This window comes from Cupriavidus sp. 05L310 (assembly GCF_056398185.1).
This window is the reverse complement of record NZ_JBFTOX010000025.1, coordinates 41,141-57,274: the sequence shown is the minus strand read 5'-3', so window position 1 is coordinate 57,274 and position 16,134 is coordinate 41,141. Positions and strand designations below refer to the sequence as shown.

The 16,134-nt window shown below is 64.8% G+C and carries 14 protein-coding genes; 11 read left to right on the top strand and 3 right to left on the bottom strand.

What is annotated here, in order from left to right; all coding sequences use genetic code 11:
* Window positions 1-143 precede the first annotated feature (143 nt).
* Both AC1DS6_RS19065 and AC1DS6_RS19060 read left to right on the top strand, forming a co-directional pair.
* Window positions 144-1,019 carry an EI24 domain-containing protein gene (locus AC1DS6_RS19065; protein WP_441632147.1) on the top strand — a complete coding sequence of 292 codons (876 nt, stop codon included), beginning with the start codon at window positions 144-146 and terminating at the stop codon, window positions 1,017-1,019.
* A gap of 12 nt (window positions 1,020-1,031) precedes the next feature.
* Window positions 1,032-1,865: a competence/damage-inducible protein A gene (locus AC1DS6_RS19060; RefSeq protein WP_441632148.1), complete on the top strand. Its 834-nt coding sequence runs from the start codon at window positions 1,032-1,034 to the stop codon at window positions 1,863-1,865.
* Window positions 1,866-1,943: 78 nt separating this feature from the next.
* Here the strand turns inward: AC1DS6_RS19060 and AC1DS6_RS19055 are convergent, their stop codons facing one another.
* The gene (locus AC1DS6_RS19055) at window positions 1,944-2,408 is read right to left on the bottom strand and encodes a rhodanese-like domain-containing protein (RefSeq protein WP_477102922.1); all 465 of its coding nucleotides are present in this window, start codon (window positions 2,406-2,408) and stop codon (window positions 1,944-1,946) included.
* Window positions 2,409-2,976: 568 nt separating this feature from the next.
* Between AC1DS6_RS19055 and AC1DS6_RS19050 the strand changes: the two genes are divergently transcribed.
* The 4 genes from AC1DS6_RS19050 to ntrC all read left to right on the top strand — a co-directional run bounded on the left by AC1DS6_RS19050 (window position 2,977) and on the right by ntrC (window position 7,905).
* Window positions 2,977-4,392: a 3-hydroxylaminophenol mutase gene (locus AC1DS6_RS19050; protein WP_035867014.1), complete on the top strand. Its 1,416-nt coding sequence runs from the start codon at window positions 2,977-2,979 to the stop codon at window positions 4,390-4,392.
* A 133-nt stretch (window positions 4,393-4,525) separates the two neighbouring features.
* Window positions 4,526-5,089: a DUF4124 domain-containing protein gene (locus AC1DS6_RS19045; protein ID WP_441632150.1), complete on the top strand. Its 564-nt coding sequence runs from the start codon at window positions 4,526-4,528 to the stop codon at window positions 5,087-5,089.
* 4 nt (window positions 5,090-5,093) lie between these two features.
* Window positions 5,094-6,245: a nitrogen regulation protein NR(II) gene (gene glnL / locus AC1DS6_RS19040; protein WP_045239410.1), complete on the top strand. Its 1,152-nt coding sequence runs from the start codon at window positions 5,094-5,096 to the stop codon at window positions 6,243-6,245.
* Between the two features lie 115 nt (window positions 6,246-6,360).
* Window positions 6,361-7,905 carry a nitrogen regulation protein NR(I) gene (ntrC, locus tag AC1DS6_RS19035; protein ID WP_441632153.1) on the top strand — a complete coding sequence of 515 codons (1,545 nt, stop codon included), beginning with the start codon at window positions 6,361-6,363 and terminating at the stop codon, window positions 7,903-7,905.
* A 99-nt stretch (window positions 7,906-8,004) separates the two neighbouring features.
* Here the strand turns inward: ntrC and AC1DS6_RS19030 are convergent, their stop codons facing one another.
* Window positions 8,005-8,796 (bottom strand): HAD-IIB family hydrolase, encoded by a 792-nt coding sequence (locus AC1DS6_RS19030; protein WP_441632155.1) that lies wholly within the window; start codon window positions 8,794-8,796, stop codon window positions 8,005-8,007.
* Between the two features lie 175 nt (window positions 8,797-8,971).
* Here AC1DS6_RS19030 and ugpB point away from each other — a divergent pair, with 175 nt between their 5' ends.
* The 5 genes from ugpB to ugpQ all read left to right on the top strand — a co-directional run bounded on the left by ugpB (window position 8,972) and on the right by ugpQ (window position 14,147).
* Window positions 8,972-10,288, top strand: a complete 1,317-nt coding sequence (ugpB, locus tag AC1DS6_RS19025) for a sn-glycerol-3-phosphate ABC transporter substrate-binding protein UgpB (protein WP_035867008.1) — start codon at window positions 8,972-8,974, stop codon at window positions 10,286-10,288.
* Between the two features lie 192 nt (window positions 10,289-10,480).
* Window positions 10,481-11,362, top strand: a complete 882-nt coding sequence (gene ugpA / locus AC1DS6_RS19020) for a sn-glycerol-3-phosphate ABC transporter permease UgpA (protein WP_276291302.1) — start codon at window positions 10,481-10,483, stop codon at window positions 11,360-11,362.
* 16 nt (window positions 11,363-11,378) lie between these two features.
* Window positions 11,379-12,227, top strand: coding sequence for a sn-glycerol-3-phosphate ABC transporter permease UgpE (gene ugpE, locus AC1DS6_RS19015; RefSeq protein WP_035867005.1), 849 nt, complete (start codon window positions 11,379-11,381; stop codon window positions 12,225-12,227).
* A gap of 68 nt (window positions 12,228-12,295) precedes the next feature.
* Window positions 12,296-13,399, top strand: coding sequence for a sn-glycerol-3-phosphate import ATP-binding protein UgpC (locus tag AC1DS6_RS19010; RefSeq protein WP_035867003.1), 1,104 nt, complete (start codon window positions 12,296-12,298; stop codon window positions 13,397-13,399).
* A 1-nt stretch (window position 13,400) separates the two neighbouring features.
* The gene (gene ugpQ / locus AC1DS6_RS19005) at window positions 13,401-14,147 is read left to right on the top strand and encodes a glycerophosphodiester phosphodiesterase (protein WP_441632160.1); all 747 of its coding nucleotides are present in this window, start codon (window positions 13,401-13,403) and stop codon (window positions 14,145-14,147) included.
* A 27-nt stretch (window positions 14,148-14,174) separates the two neighbouring features.
* On the opposite strand, the gene AC1DS6_RS19000 is transcribed toward ugpQ, so the two are convergent.
* Window positions 14,175-15,833 (bottom strand): SulP family inorganic anion transporter, encoded by a 1,659-nt coding sequence (locus AC1DS6_RS19000; RefSeq protein ID WP_441632162.1) that lies wholly within the window; start codon window positions 15,831-15,833, stop codon window positions 14,175-14,177.
* Window positions 15,834-16,134 lie beyond the last annotated feature (301 nt).

Sequence of the window (16,134 nt, the reverse complement as noted above, 5' to 3'; positions counted from 1 at the left end):
GGCGGCCAGGTGGCGCCATCCCCCCCGCCTGCCGTATCGGCGGCGCCGGGCTGTCAAGCAGCGGCCGCGCACGCGTCCCCCGCGACACTTATGACGTGTGCTAGTCTATTTGTCCCCGCCTTTGTGGAAACCCAATTCACTGCATGAACGATATTTTCCGCGCGCTTGGCCGTGCCCTGATCAGCCAGTTGCATCCGCGCATGCTGATGCTCACCGTCATTCCTTTCCTGCTCGCCACCGGGCTGTGGGGTGGCCTGCTGCTGTGGGGATGGGAGCCGATCATGACGGCCGCGCGCGGCGTGCTGGAAGCCTCGGTGCTGACCAGCTGGATCTACGGCGCGCTCGACTGGTTCGGCCTGCAGTCCCTGCGCACGGTGGTGGCGCCGCTGTTCGTGATCGCGCTGATGATCCCGCTGGTGATCGCCTCCATGCTGGTGTTTATCAGCCTGTTCTCGGTGCCGGCGGCGGTGCGGCACCTGGAGCGCAGCTATCCGGACCTGGTCAAGTCCAGGGGCGGCAGCATGTTGGGCAGCGTGTTCCACGCACTGGGCAGCACCATGGTGTTCCTGCTGCTGGCGCTGGTGACGTTGCCTCTGTGGCTGATTCCGCCGTTCTTCGCGCTGATTCCGCCGTTGCTGTGGGGCTGGCTGACCTACCGCGTGATGACCTACGATGCGCTGGCCCAGCATGCCACCGCGGAGGAGCGCAAGACGCTGATGAAGCGCCACCGCGGGGCCTTGCTCACCATTGGCGTGGCAGTGGGCCTGCTGGGCTCGGCGCCGACGCTGATCTGGGTGTTTTCGGCGGCGCTGATTTTTCTCTTTCCGTTCGTACTGGCCGCCACGCTTTGGCTCTACGTGCTGATTTTTATCTTCTCGGCGCTGTGGTTCGGCCATTTCTGCCTGCGCGCGCTGGAGCAGTTGCGTGTCGAACGCGCGGCCGCGGCCGCAGCGGCCGCGCCGGTGGTGGACGTTATCGATCTCGCGCCGTCGGATGTGCGGCGCCTTGAACAATCCTGAAGCGAGGGCATCATGGGTTTCGGCCTGATCGTCATTGGTGACGAGATTTTGTCGGGGCGGCGTGAAGACAAGCATATGCGCCGTGCCATCGAACTGCTGGCGGCGCGCGGGCTGGCGCTGGACTGGGCGGAGTACGTGGGCGACGAACGCGCACGCATTACCGCGACGCTGCGCCGTACCTTCGCCGGCGACGATGTGGTGTTCTGCACCGGCGGCATTGGCGCGACCCCGGACGATCACACCAGGCAGTGCGCGGCGGCTGCGCTGGGGGTGCCGCTTGAGTTGCATCCCGAGGCGCGGGAACTGATCGCGCAGCGCATTGCCGAGACGGCGGCTGGCGATGCGGTCAAGGCCGACCTGAACCTGCCGGAAAACCAGCATCGCTTCAAGATGGGCGAATTCCCCGCCGGGGCGCGCATCATCCCGAACAGCTACAACCGCATCCCCGGATTCTCGGTGGCCGACCATCACTTCATGCCGGGCTTCCCGGTGATGGCGTGGCCGATGATGGAATGGGTGCTGGACCACTACTATCCGCACCTGTTCCATCTGGCGGTGCAGGTGGAGCGCTCCTTCCTGGTGTTCGAGGCGCCGGAGTCCACGCTGACGCCGCTGATGGAGCGGGTCGAGGCCGCGTTCGACGGCATCCGCGTGTTCAGCCTGCCGTCGGTGGGAGATGCCAAGCGCGGCGAACTTTATGCGCGCCGCCATATTGACCTGGGCGTCAAGGGCCCGGCCGATCAGGTCGAGCCGGCCTATGCCATGCTGCGCGAAGGTGTGCGGGCGATGGGCTTCGAACTGGTGGAAGTGGCAGCGCGGAGGCCAGGCGATCCGGCGGGGGACTGAACCGCCAAGCGCCGGGGAAATGAAAAACGGGACAGCCAGGCTGTCCCGTTTTGCTTGGGGCGCGGGCGTGCCGCCGCTTCAGGCGCCATGCCAGGGAAGGCCCCGGAAGCACCAGCCTTCCACCGTCTTGCGGTGATGGTGTTCATCGCGGCTGCCTTCGAAACCTTCCAGCACATCCATCGCGTACTGGTAGCCAGCCTCCGTGGCGACGCGGGCGGCGTGCTTGGAGCGCGCCGCGCTGCGGCACAGGAACAGCACCGGCACGTCGGCGGGCACGCGGGTCTTCAGCTGGGCGATGAACGCAGCATTCTGCGCGCCGCCCGGATAGCTGCTCCATTCCACATGCGCCGCCTGGGCTTCCGGCAGGTCCGGCGCGCCGATCCAGTCCAGTTCGGCCTGCGTGCGCACATCCACCATCACGGCAGTGGGGTCGCCCTGCAGCAAGGCGAAGGCTTCCTGCGGGGAGAGGGCGCCGAAGTAGGGCAGTTGGTTTTGCTGCTGGCGCTGGCGCGCCGCTTGGAGGAGTTCGTCTCGGGTGGTCATCTGGGTGACAAAATCGATGGGTGGAATAGCGTCAGGGGGAGCCCGGCAAGTATTCTAGCGCGCCGGGAGTGCGTGCCGGTGCGTTTGGCGGGGAACGGTATAGACTTCCGCCGGGACAACGGGAATACCGGCGGCATGGTGTCCGCACCGGGTACTTCTGCACCGCAAGCAGGCAAGACTGCCCCGCTCGCGCCAAAATGAACTAATCTGGTGCGTGAGCACGGAAACGGTGCAAATTGGCGTGCAAATGCACCATTAGGGTGTTTTTGTTTGCGGCGGTCGCGGAGCCTTGCCGCAGCGGGCGCGACCGACGAGGCAGCAGAATTGTGGTGTATGTCATATGCTGCACCCGGAACGCGCCGCAGGCCCTGAATCGCGCCGCGCAGCTGCACTTTTTTCGGGAACGCAGGGGTGACAAGGGGGTTGCCTTGGCACGCTTTCTGCTAACATTCCTCGTCCCTTTCGTGGCCGATCTTTATCCTGCCCCCAACGCCTTCCAGGCGTAGCGCTGTAGAGATCGACGCAAGAATGGCTTTATAGACTTCAGCCGAATTTCCAGGAGATAGGCATGGCCCACAGCGTTGCAGATGTGATGAAGCTTGTGAAGGAAAACGACGTCAAGTTCGTCGATTTCCGTTTCACCGATACCAAAGGCAAAGAGCAACACGTGTCGGTACCCGTGTCGCACTTCGACGAAGACAAGTTTGAAAGCGGCCACGCTTTCGACGGCTCGTCGATCGCCGGCTGGAAGGGTATCGAGGCTTCGGACATGCTGCTGATGCCGGATCCGAACACCGCCAACGTCGATCCGTTTTACGAAGAACCCACCCTGATCCTGACCTGCGACGTGGTTGAACCGTCGGACGGCAAGGGTTATGACCGCGACCCGCGTTCCATCGCCAAGCGCGCCGAGGCTTACCTGAAGAGCACGGGCCTGGGCGACACCGCCTTCTTCGGTCCGGAACCCGAATTCTTCATCTTCGACGGCGTGACCTGGAACATCGACATGCAGGGCTGTTCCGTCAAGATCCAGTCGGAAGAAGCACCGTGGTCGTCGGGCAAGGAATTCGAGCACGGCAACAGCGGTCACCGTCCGGGCAAGAAGGGCGGCTACTTCCCGGTCGCCCCGATCGACACGTTCCAGGATATCCGTTCGGAAATGTGCCTGATCCTGGAATCGCTGGGCATCCCCGTGGAAGTCCACCACCACGAAGTTGCCGGCCAGGGCCAGAACGAAATCGGCACCAAGTTCAGCACGCTGGTGCAGCGCGCCGACTGGACCCAGCTGCAAAAGTATGTGATCCAGAACGTCGCCCACACCTACGGCAAGACCGCCACCTTCATGCCGAAGCCGGTCGTTGGCGACAACGGCTCGGGCATGCACGTGCACCAGTCCGTATGGAAGGACGGCCAGAACCTGTTCGCGGGCAACGGCTACGCCGGCCTGTCGGAATTCGCCCTGTACTACATCGGCGGCATCATCAAGCACGCTCGCGCGCTGAACGCCCTGACCAATCCGGGCACGAATTCGTACAAGCGTCTGGTGCCGGGCTTCGAGGCACCGGTCAAGCTGGCGTACTCGGCTCGCAACCGTTCGGCTTCGATCCGCATTCCGTACGTTGCCAATCCGAAGGGCCGCCGTATCGAGACCCGCTTCCCGGATCCGCTGATGAACCCGTACCTGGGCTTCTCGGCACTGCTGATGGCCGGCCTGGATGGCGTGCAGAACAAGATCCACCCGGGCGAAGCTGCCGACAAGAACCTGTACGACCTGCCGCCGGAAGAGGATGCAAAGATCCCGACCGTGTGCTCCAGCCTCGACCAGGCCCTGGAATACCTCGACAATGACCGCGAGTTCCTGACGCGCGGCGGCGTCTTCTCCAACTCCATGATCGATGCCTACATCGAACTGAAGATGGAAGAAGTGACCCGCTTCCGCATGACGACTCACCCGATCGAGTTCGACATGTACTACTCGCTGTAAGGCGAGGCGTTGCCAGGTTGTGACCGGGCAACAGTTGCACCAGGAAGGGGCGGCTTCGGCTGTCCCTTTTTGTTTTGTTCGCTGGTTTGATCGCTAGAATGGGGCTCCTTTCCCACCATCCCTGCTGATGTCAATGGACGCGCTCGAATTCCCGCCCCCCTCGCTCCACCCGGTGCACCGCTTCGGTGCCCGCATGCACGCATCGGCAGCCGTTTGCGCCATGCTGGCGCTGGCCCTGCTGTGCTGGAGCCGCCCGGCCCCGGCCCAGTCGGAAATCTATGTCTGCACCGGCCCCAACGGGGTGCCGGAATACCGGAACGGCAACGGCGGCAAGGGCTGCAAGCGGCTCAGCCTGCCCGAGGTGATGACCGTGCCGGGCGGGCGCGTGAATGCCCCTGCGGCGGGCAAGGGCGCCGGCCCTGCCGTGGCGCCCGCGGCGTTTCCGCGAGTCGACAGCGCGACCCAGAAAAGCCGCGATGGCGAGCGCCGCGCCGTACTCGACCAGGAGCTGCAAAGCGAAGAGGCCAAGCTGGCCGCGCTGCGCGCCGAGTACAACAACGGCCAGCCCGAGCGCCAGGGCAATGAACGCAACTACCAGAGGTATCTCGACCGCACCGCCGCGCTACGCGACGACATTGCGCGCGGTGAGGCCAATGCCGCTTCACTGCGGCGCGAACTCTCCAACTTGAAGGACTAGTGTCATGCGTCGCCTGATTCGCAGCGTCTCGCGCAAGGTAGCCTCGGCCGGAGCCGGTACCCCGCCCGAAGGAGAGGCCGTGGTGCTGCCCCTGGGCGATGTGTCCTACCACCAGGGGCTGGACGTCGTGGCCAACCCCGTGTTGCTGGTGCGCCAGCCCGGCCTGCGCATCGTCTATGCCAATCCCGCGGCCGAGGCGAGTTTCGCGGTGTCGCGCAAGGCCATGGTGGAGCTGTCGCTCGCGGACCTGTTTGGTAGCTCGGAAGAGCTGGCCAGCATGATAGAGACCGTGATTTCGCGGCAGTTCGATGCCCGCCGGCAAGACGTGGTGCTGCATCCGCCGTTGCAGGAGCCCATGCACGCCCATGTCGTCATCGGGGCGCTGGACGCCAATTCCGACGCCGTGGTGGTGGAGGTGCTGCCCAACGAGCAAAAGGTGCGCAGCGACCGCGAGGAGCGCATCCTCGACCTGACCTCGGCCAACAAGGAATTGATCCGCAATCTCGCCCACGAGATCAAGAACCCGCTGGGCGGCATCCGCGGCGCGGCGCAACTGCTTGAGTTCGAGTTGCCCGATCGTTCGCTGCGCGAATACACGCAGGTCATCATCAAGGAGTCGGATCGCCTGCAGACTTTGGTGGACCGCCTGCTGGAGCCGCACCGCCATCCGCATATCGTGTCCGACCTCAATATCCACGAGGTGCTGGAGCGCGTGCGCTCGGTGGTGCTGGCCGAATTCCCCTCCGGGCTGGATATCGTGCGCGACTACGACGCGAGCCTGCCCGACTTGCGCGGCGACATGGAACAGTTGATCCAGGCCGTGCTCAACATCGTCCACAACGCCGCCCAGGCGCTCGCCGAGCGCGTCGCGCGCGGCGATGCGCAGATCATCCTGCGTACCAGGGTGGCCCGCCAGGTAACAATTGCCAAGCGTTTGTTCAAGCTGGCATTGGACTTGCATGTCATCGATAACGGTCCGGGCATCCCCGAGGATATTCGCGAACGCATCTTCTACCCGCTGGTGTCGGGTAGGGATGGCGGCAGCGGCCTCGGTCTCACACTCGCTCAAACCTTCGTGCAGCAGCACGAGGGCTTGATCGAATGTGAGAGCCGGCCCGGCTGTACCGACTTCCGTATCCTGCTGCCCCTGCATTGAGCGCATCGGCGACAGCAATTGGAACTGCCCCAATGATTGCTGCCGACCGGCTTGCCGGCGGTGTGCGGCCAGGTTCACGGAAGACCAAATGACACCGAGCAGACAAGCGACGCACATGAAGCCGATCTGGATAGTCGACGACGATCAATCAATCCGCTGGGTCCTGGAAAAGGCCCTCGCCCGTGAAAGCCTGCTTTCGCGCAGCTTCACCAACGTGCGCGACGTACTGGCCGCGCTGGAAGATGACGAGCCGCAAGTCCTGATCTCCGACATCCGCATGCCGGGAGGCTCGGGCCTGGATTTGCTGCAAGCGCTCAAGGCCCGGCACCCGGGGCTGCCCGTCATCGTGATGACGGCCTACTCCGACCTGGACAGCGCGGTAGCCGCTTTCCAGGGCGGGGCCTTCGAATATCTGGCCAAGCCGTTCGACGTCGACAAGGCGGTCGAGCTGATCCGCCGCGCGCTGCAGGAAAGCCTGCGCGAGGAGGAGCTGGAAGACCGCCTGGTCGACGCGCCCGAGATTCTCGGGCAGGCGCCGGCCATGCAGGATGTGTTCCGCGCCATCGGCCGCCTGTCGCAGTCGAACGTGACGGTGCTGATCACCGGTGAGTCCGGCACCGGCAAGGAACTGGTGGCGCAGGCGCTGCACAAGCACAGCCCGCGCGCCAATGGGCCCTTTATCGCGCTCAATACCGCGGCCATCCCCAAGGATCTGCTCGAGTCGGAATTGTTCGGCCATGAGCGCGGCGCCTTCACCGGCGCGCAGACCATGCGCCGCGGCCGCTTCGAGCAGGCCGAGGGCGGCACGCTGTTCCTCGACGAAATCGGCGATATGCCGTTCGACCTGCAAACGCGCCTGCTGCGTGTGCTGTCGGATGGCAACTTCTACCGCGTGGGGGGGCACAATCCGCTGCGCGCCAATGTGCGCGTGATTGCCGCCACCCACCAGAACCTGGAAACGCGCGTCAAGGAAGGGCTGTTCCGCGAGGATTTGTTCCACCGCCTCAACGTGATCCGGCTGCGCCTGCCACCGCTGCGCGAGCGGCCGGAAGACATTACGCTGCTGGCCCGTCATTTCCTGCAGAAGAGCGCCAAGGAACTAGGCGTCGAGCCCAAGCGCATGTCGGACGAGGCCCTGGTCTATGTCAGCACGCTGCCATTCCCCGGCAACGTCCGCCAGCTCGAGAACCTGTGCAACTGGCTGACCGTGATGGCGCCGGCGCAGACCATCGAGGTCAAGGACATGCCGCGCGAGATGATCGGCACGGGCACGCCGCAGGGCAGCCATGCCGGTGTGCCGCGCATGGCGGAGCCACGCGCCGAGGGCAGGGCGGACGACGCCGAGGGCCACGACGCCGTCGACTATGGCGCCGCGCCTGCCGGCATGGGCGCGGAGGCCGATTCCGCGCAGGCCTACGCGAACCGCACTGCTGCCGCGAGCGCGATTGCCGGCTGGGAGCACCTGCTGGCAGGGGAGGCCCGCGCCATGCTGGAGTCTGGCCAGCCGGAGGTGATGGATGCGCTCACGCGGCGCTTCGAGAAGGCGGTGCTGGAGGCGGCCCTGGGCGTGACGCGTGGGCGCCGTGTCGAGGCGGCAACCCGCCTGGGCATCGGCCGCAACACCATTACCCGCAAGCTGCAGGAACTGGGCTTCGATTGAAGCAGGTAGTGGGTTGCTGCGGGGCACAAAAAAACAGCCGGGCTTGTCCCGGCTCTTTTTTTGATGGTGGCTTGCCGCCGTCGCCTTTCGTCGCCGCGCTCAGTCGCGCGCGGCCAGCAGCAACGCTGCCATCTCGGCAAAACCCTCGCCGCAAGCCGCCTCGGTAATGTAGGCGGGCTTGGCCGGCAGTTGCGGCAGGATGTCGCGGATATTGGCGACCCCGACCGACAAGGGGAAATGGGCGAACATGCTCGCATCGTTGGCCGAGTCGCCGATAAACAGCCACTCGTCGCGTTCGGCATCGAGGTCGGCGCCCAGCAATTCCGCAGCGCACAACTGGCTCATGCTCAGCTTGTCGTGCTCCCCGAACCATCCATTGACATGGATCGAACTGACGGTAGCGGTCATGCCGGCTTCGCGCATCAGGCTGACAACGCGGTCGACCGCTGCCGGGGGTAGTGGCGCCACGTCCTCGGCATGGTCGATGGCCAGGTCGGCGGCGTGCCAGGCCTGGTCGGAGGCCAGCGCGCAGCCCGGCACCTCTTGCACGATGCGTGCGCCCAGGGCATGGATGCGCGCCAGGTTATCGGCCCGGGTAGCGGAGTCGTCCAGGTAGCGGGTCACGAGCTTCCCCGCGCGCAGGTGGGAGTAAAAGGCACCGTTTTCGCCAATGATGGCGTCCACTGGCCAGAGCCGGGTCAGGATCTCGGCCCAGGCAATGCAGCGGCCGGTCACCGGGATGACATGGAGGCCGGCTCGCTTGAGCTGGTCCAGCGCAAGGTAGGTGGCCGCCGGCAGCCTGCCGTCGGTGGTGATGGTGCCGTCGATATCGGTCAGTACGCCGCGAACGCGGCGCAGCGCCGGAGCGGGAAGGGTGTGGATGGCTTGCATAGCGCAAGATTTTACCCTGTCAAGCTGTCGATAAATCGTTGTCATATTATTGTAATTTAGTAGAAATGCCCGGTTTTCCAATCCGACACGGCGGGGTAACATCCGGCTGTCACAAAAACTGCATACAGTCGGACGATTTTTGTCCGTACTGAGAAAACAAAACTAGGAGCTGTCGATGACCTTCCAACGTACCGTGCTGAAGATTGCGGCCTTTGCCGCGCTGGCCGGGGCCGGGACCGCCCACGCCGCTGTGGAGATCCAATGGTGGCATGCCATGCAGGGCGCGCTGAATGACAAGGTGAACGAGATCGCCGACAAGTTCAACGCCAGCCAGTCCGACTACAAGATCGTGCCGGTCAATAAAGGCAACTACGACGAGACCATGGCAGCGGGCATCGCCGCCTTCCGCGCCGGTACGCAGCCTGCCATCCTGCAGGTCTTCGAAGTGGGCACCGCGACCATGATGAGCGCCAAGGGGGCCATCAAGCCGGTATCCACCGTGATGAAGGATGCGGGCGAGAAATTCGACCAGAAGATCTACATCCCCGCCGTCGCCGGCTACTACACCTCGTCCAAGGGCGAGATGCTGTCCTTCCCGTTCAATAGTTCGACCACGGTCTTCTATTACAACAAGGACGCCTTCAAGAAGGCCGGCCTGGACGCCAGCAAGCCGCCCAAGACCTGGCCCGAAGTGATGCAGTACTCGGCCAAGATCAAGGCCTCCGGCGGCCAGTGCGCGTACACCACCGACTGGCAGGGCTGGGTGCACCTGGAGAGCTTCTCGGCCTGGCACAACACGCTGTTCGCCACCAAGAACAACGGCTTCGGCGGCACCGATGCGCGCCTGGTCTTCAACAGCCCGCTGCATGTCAAGCACATCGCCAACCTGCAGGAAATGGTGAAGAAGGGCTACTTCAGCTACGGCGGGCGCAAGTCGGAATCGCAGGCCAAGTTCTATAACGGCGAATGCGCGATGTTCACCGGTTCGTCGGCTTCGCTGGCCAATATCCGCAAGAATGCCAAGTTCGCCTTCGGCGTATCGCAGCTGCCGTACTACGCGGACGTGCCGGGCGCCCCGCAGAACACCATCATCGGCGGCGCTTCGCTGTGGGTCATGGGCGGCAAGAAGGCCGAGGAGTACAAGGGCGTGGCCAAGTTCTTCACCTACCTGTCGCGTCCGGAAATCCAGTCCGACTGGCACCAGGCTACCGGCTACCTGCCGGTCACCATGGCGGCCTACGAGCTGACCAAGAAGTCCGGCTACTATGACAAGAACCCGGGCGCCGACGTGTCCGTGGAGCAGATGGTGGTCAAAACCACCGACAAGTCGCGCGGCGTGCGCCTTGGCAACCTGGTGCAGATCCGTACCGTGGTTGACGAGGAACTCGAAGCGGTCTGGGCAGGCAAGAAGCAGCCCCAGGAAGCCCTCGATACCGCCGTCAAGCGCGGCAACGATCTGCTCGAGCGTTTCCAGAAGACCGCGCGCGAGTAAGCTAGGCCTGTTTTGCCGCAAAACGGGCGGGGCAGTATCCCGCCCGTTTTTGTTGGCCCGGCGCATTGGCCGGGGCGTTCCCGCAAGGGTGCGTCCCGGCCAATGCGCCGATTGGTTGGCGCGCCGCTTCGCGGACTCGCGCTGTGATCTGGTTTGATGCCGCTTCGCGCGGCATCCGTTGGACAATTGCCCATGGAAAAACGGGTTGTCTTCCGATCGCGATGGCTGCCTTATCTGCTGGTTTTTCCGCAGATCGCCATCACGCTCATCTTCTTCTTCTGGCCCGCGGGCCAGGCCCTGTACCAGTCCGTGCTGCAGCAGGACGCGTTCGGCATCAACCTGGACTTTGTCGGGCTGGAGAACTTCCGCACGCTGTGGAATGATCCGCTCTACCTGGAGTCCTTCCGCATTACCGGCGTATTCGCCGTGGGCGTCACGCTGGTGGGGCTCTCCTTCGCGCTCGTGCTGGCGTATTTCGCCGACCGCGTGCTGCGTGGCGCGATGGCCTACAAGATGCTGCTGATCTGGCCCTATGCCGTGGCGCCGGCAGTGGCGGGCGTGCTGTGGATGTTCCTGTTCAACCCCAGCCTGGGCGTGGTGTCGTACGCGCTGCGCGCGCTGGGCATGGACTGGAACTTCCTGCTCAACGGACAGCAGGCTCTCACCCTGGTGATCCTGGTGGCGGCGTGGAAACAGATCAGCTACAACTTCCTGTTCTTCCTGGCGGGCCTGCAGAGCATTCCAAAGTCGCTGATCGAGGCTGCCGCCATCGACGGCGCGGGGCCGTGGCGCCGTTTCTGGTCGATCATCTTTCCGCTGCTGTCGCCGACCACCTTCTTCCTGATGGTGATCAACGTGGTGTACGCGTTCTTCGATACCTTCGCCATCATCGACTCGGTGACGCACGGTGGTCCGTTCAACTCCACCAACACGCTGGTCTACAAGGTGTTCCACGACGGTTTCCGCGGCATGGACATCGGTGGCTCGGCAGCGCAGTCGGTGGTGCTGATGGTGATCGTGATCGCGCTCACGGTGGTGCAGTTCCGCTACGTGGAACGCAAGGTTCAATACTGATCAGGCGGGCGCAAACATGGTAGAACGACGACCCTTTCTGGATTTCCTCACGCATGCGGTGCTGATCCTCGGCATCCTGGTAGTGGCGTTTCCGGTCTATATCACCTTCGTGGCCTCCACGCTGACGGCGGAGCAGGTGCTTGACGCACCGATGACGCTGATCCCCGGCGGCCATTTCTTCGAGAACTATCGCACCGTGCTGTTCAGGGGCGTGGGCGAGTCCGCTTCCCCCGTCTCCAGCATGATGTTCAACAGCCTGATCATGGCGCTGGGCATTTCGCTGGGCAAGATCGCGATTTCGATCATCTCGGCCTTCGCGGTGGTGTACTTCAAGTTCCCGCTGCGCAAGACCTTCTTCTGGATGATCTTCATCACGCTGATGCTGCCGGTGGAAGTGCGGATCCTGCCGACCTACAAGGTAGTGTCGGACCTGGGCATGCTGGATAGCTACTTTGGCCTGACCATCCCGATCATCGCCTCGGCCACCGCGACCTTCCTGTTCCGCCAGTTCTTCCTGACCATCCCGGACGAGTTGGCCGAGGCCGCGCGCATCGACGGTGCCGGGCCGCTGCGCTTCTTCAAGGACGTGGTGCTGCCGCTGTCCAAGACCAGCATCGCGGCGCTGTTCGTGATCCAGTTCATCTACGGCTGGAACCAGTACCTGTGGCCGCTCCTGATCACCACGCAGAAGTCGATGACGCCGGTGGTGGTGGGCGTGACGCAGATGATCTCCCGCTCCGGAGACGCAGCCACCGACTGGAACCTGGTGATGGCCACCGTGATGCTGGCCATGGTGCCGCCCGCGATCGTGGTGGTGCTGATGCAGAAGTGGTTCGTCAAGGGCCTGGTCGAAACCGAAAAATAAGCGGGCGGGGCGGGGTGTGCCCACTGGTTGGCGCGCCCGCCACGCTTGCCCAGCGAGAAAGAATAGCAATGGCAAAACTGTCGCTTCGCAACGTACAGAAGACCTACGCCGGCAACGTCAAGGTTGTGCACGGCATCGATATGGAAATCAACGATGGCGAGTTCATCGTCATTGTCGGCCCGTCGGGCTGCGGCAAATCCACGCTGTTGCGCATGGTGGCCGGGCTTGAAGCCATCAGTGGCGGGGAGGTGCATATTGGCGAGAAGATCGTCAATAACCTCGAACCCGCCGAGCGGGACATCGCCATGGTGTTCCAGAACTACGCGCTCTATCCGCATATGAGCGTGTACGACAACATGGCTTATGGCTTGAAGATACGTGGCATGGCAAAGAGCGAGATCGAGCAGCGCGTCAAGCATGCCGCGGGCATTCTCGAGTTGGCGCCGCTGCTGGAGCGCAAGCCGCGCGCCTTGTCGGGCGGCCAGCGCCAGCGCGTGGCCATGGGCCGCGCGATCGTGCGCGAGCCTGCCGTGTTCCTGTTCGACGAACCGCTGTCCAACCTCGACGCCAAGCTGCGGGTGCAGATGCGCCTGGAACTGAAGGAACTGCATCGGCGCCTGCGTACCACCAGCATGTATGTGACGCACGACCAGGTCGAGGCCATGACGCTGGCCGACCGCATGATGGTGCTCAACGGCGGGCGCGTGGAACAGATCGGCACGCCGCTGGAAGTCTATGCGCGCCCCGCCAGCACGTTCGTCGCCAGCTTCATCGGCTCGCCGCCGATGAACCTCGTGCCGGTTGCGCGGACCAATGGCGGGCAGGGCGAGGCGCAGATGCGTGTGGAGCAGAAGGAGGGCGCCCAAGGGCAAGCCGCCACCCTCGGCCACCTGCCGATGGGCCTGCACCTGCCTCAGCGCGCGCTGCTTGGCCTGCGTCCCGAGCATATCGAGCCGTGCGCGGCGCACGATGCGATTGCCGAAATCGAGGTTCGTCTGGTGGAAGCGCTGGGTGCCGATTCCTTTGCCTACGGCACGCTGGGTGGCCAGCCGGTCGTGGTGCGGCTGGACAGCAACATGCCGGTGCGCGGCGGCGATCGCCTGCCGATTACGGCCACGGCCGAGCACCTGCACTTCTTCGACGCCGATTCGGGCAAACGCATCGAGGCCTGACATGACCCAAGCCGCCTGGCCCTATCCGCGCCATATCGCCCACCGGGGCGCCGGCAAGCTGGCGCCCGAGAACACCCTGGCGGCCTTCCGCCACGGCGCGTCGTTCGGCTATCGCATGTTCGAGTTCGATGTGAAGCTGTCGGGCGACGGGCGGCCGGTGTTGCTGCACGACGCTACGCTCGACCGCACCACCAACGGCCAGGGTCGCGCCGATGCGCTGACCCTGGGTGAGATTGCCATGCTGGACGCGGGCAGCTGGCATAGCCCGGCCTATGCCGGGGAGCCGGTTCCCACGCTGGCGGCGATTGCCCGCTATACGCGCGCCAACGGGTTCATGGTCAATATCGAGATCAAGCCGGTGCCGGGCGCGGAATGGCGTACCGGCGCCGCCGTGGCCCTCGATGCCCAGGCGCTGTGGGCTGGCAGCGACACCCAGCCGCTGTTGTCGTCGTTCTCGGAAGAGTCGCTGGAGGCGGCCCGTCGGGCCGCGCCGGGCCTGCCGCGCGCGCTGCTGCTCGACAAGCTGCCACCCGACTGGCTGGAGCGGCTGCGCCGTCTGGACTGCGTGGCGCTCGATGCCAATCATCGCGAACTCAGTGCCGAGGTCATCCGGGCCGCCCATGCGGCCGGCTTCAGGGTGGCCTGCTATACGGTCAATGACCCGGAGCGCGCGACTGAACTGCTTGGCTGGGGGCTCGACGCGCTGATTACCGACGCGGTCGACCTGATCGCGCCGCGCCAGGGCTAGTCCGCCAGGCGCGGGCGCATCGCCTGTTCATGCAGGTTGCGCCAGCGCGTCGCGGACCGCGTCGTCCACGCTCCAGCCGCGCCACATTTCTTCGGGCAGGGCCGGGTTGCGCGCGTGGGCCAGCAGGTCGCGCACCTCGTCCTTGACCCGCGCGAGCCGCAGCGGTATGCCGTGTGCCTTCGCAAACACCGCCAGTTCGCCCAGGGCTTCCAGGACGGTGCCGTCGAGATCCGACGATTCTTCGAGGCTTAGCACCAGGCCATACTGGGGGTGCTCGTGCGCCAGTGCCTGGCGCACGGTGCCAAGCACGCTATCGATATTGCCGAAGAACAGCGGGACTTCCGGGCGCGCGATCAGCAGTCCCTTGGGCGCGGTGGCCTCGGGGTGGCGCGCCATGTCGACGAAGTCGTGGCTATCGGCCCAGCGGCCCAGCCACGTAACCTGCGGGCGCGACAAGCGTTGCAGCAGCATCGCCAGGCTGACCCCGATCGCCAGCAGCAGCCCATGCAGCACACCCAGCAACAGCACGCCGGCAAAGGCGGTCAGCGCGACCAGCCGGTCGCGCCGCCAGTCGAAATACGGCTTGAGGCTGCCCGGATTGAGGCTATGCCCGACCGCGCGGATCACGATGGCCGCGAGTACCGGCTCCGGCGTGTGCGAGATCCAGGGGAGCAGCGTGCACACAGCGGCAAAGACCACCGTGCCGGCAACCAGGCCGGCGCGGCGGCTTTGCGCGCCGGCCGCTTCGTTGGCCGAGGTGGCGGAAAAACCCGCACCCACCGGCATGCCCTGGAACAGCCCCGAGGCGAGATTGGCTAGCCCCAGTGCCGCTAGGTCGCGGTTTGGGGAGACGATATCGCCATGGCGCATGGCAAAGGTGCGGATCGAGCCGTAGCTTTCGGCGTAGAGGATCAGCGCCAGCGCGGCCGCCAGCTCGCCCACTCGCATCCAGTCGGTCGGGGTCAGTTCCGGCACCCGCGGCGCCGAGAACTGCAAGGCGATGTTGCCGACGGCCGCCACGCCGTGCGCCTGGGTCCAGCCGCTGAGATCGAGCACGATGCCGGCGGCGATGACCAGCAGCGCGCCCGGCATGGCGCGCCAGCGCGCGAACACGTGCAGCAGCGCCAGCGCCACCAGGGCCACCGCCGCGCCTGCCAGGTTCCAGTGGCGCCATCCGGCGAGCAGTTCCCAGGCCAGGCGCAGGAAGTCGCCATGCGCCGGATGAATGTCCAGGATCTTCGGGCATTGCTTAAGCACGATGGTCAGCGCCAGCCCCAATGCAAAGCCGCGCAGCACGGGCTTGGCGATCAGGCTGGAAATCGCCCCCAGGCGCGCCAGCGACGCCAGCAGGAACAACACCCCCGCCAGCAGGATGACCGCGGTGCCAAGCGCGATGCGCAGTCCCATGTCACCTTCTGCCGCAGCGGTGGTGGCAGCCAGCAGCACCGCTGCCGACGATGACGTGGCCGAGACAATGGCAAAGCGGCTGCTGCCAAGCACGCCGTAGACCAACAGGCCGGCGAAGAGCGCGATCACGCCGGCTTGCGGCGGCAGTCCGGCAATACCGGAATAGGCCACGGCTTCGGGGAGCAACAGACCGGCGATGGCTAGCCCGGCCACCAGGTCTGCCCGCCATGTGGCGGGGCCGGCGCTCGGTGCGGCGGCGTTGATGGTGGGAGCTGGCATTATTGGCTGCCGTTCGCGCCGGATTGGCGTAGATATTTCGAGAAATACACCGAGCGCTCCATTGGTTTTGGTTTCCTGTCCATGCTATCGAACCGGCAGGCCCTGCTGCCTTGCTGGCTGCGTGCATTGGCCTCTACGCAACGTGGCACGCCCGCAAAAGGGCCGTGAGGCAAAATTCCCCCGGCTTATGTGTCAAACGTGCTATCCTTATGCGAGTGAAGACTTAGGTCCTTCCACGCACAACTGACCCTTTCAGGGCGACTGAACAGTTCGGCACCCGCTGTGGTGCCGTTTGCATAAT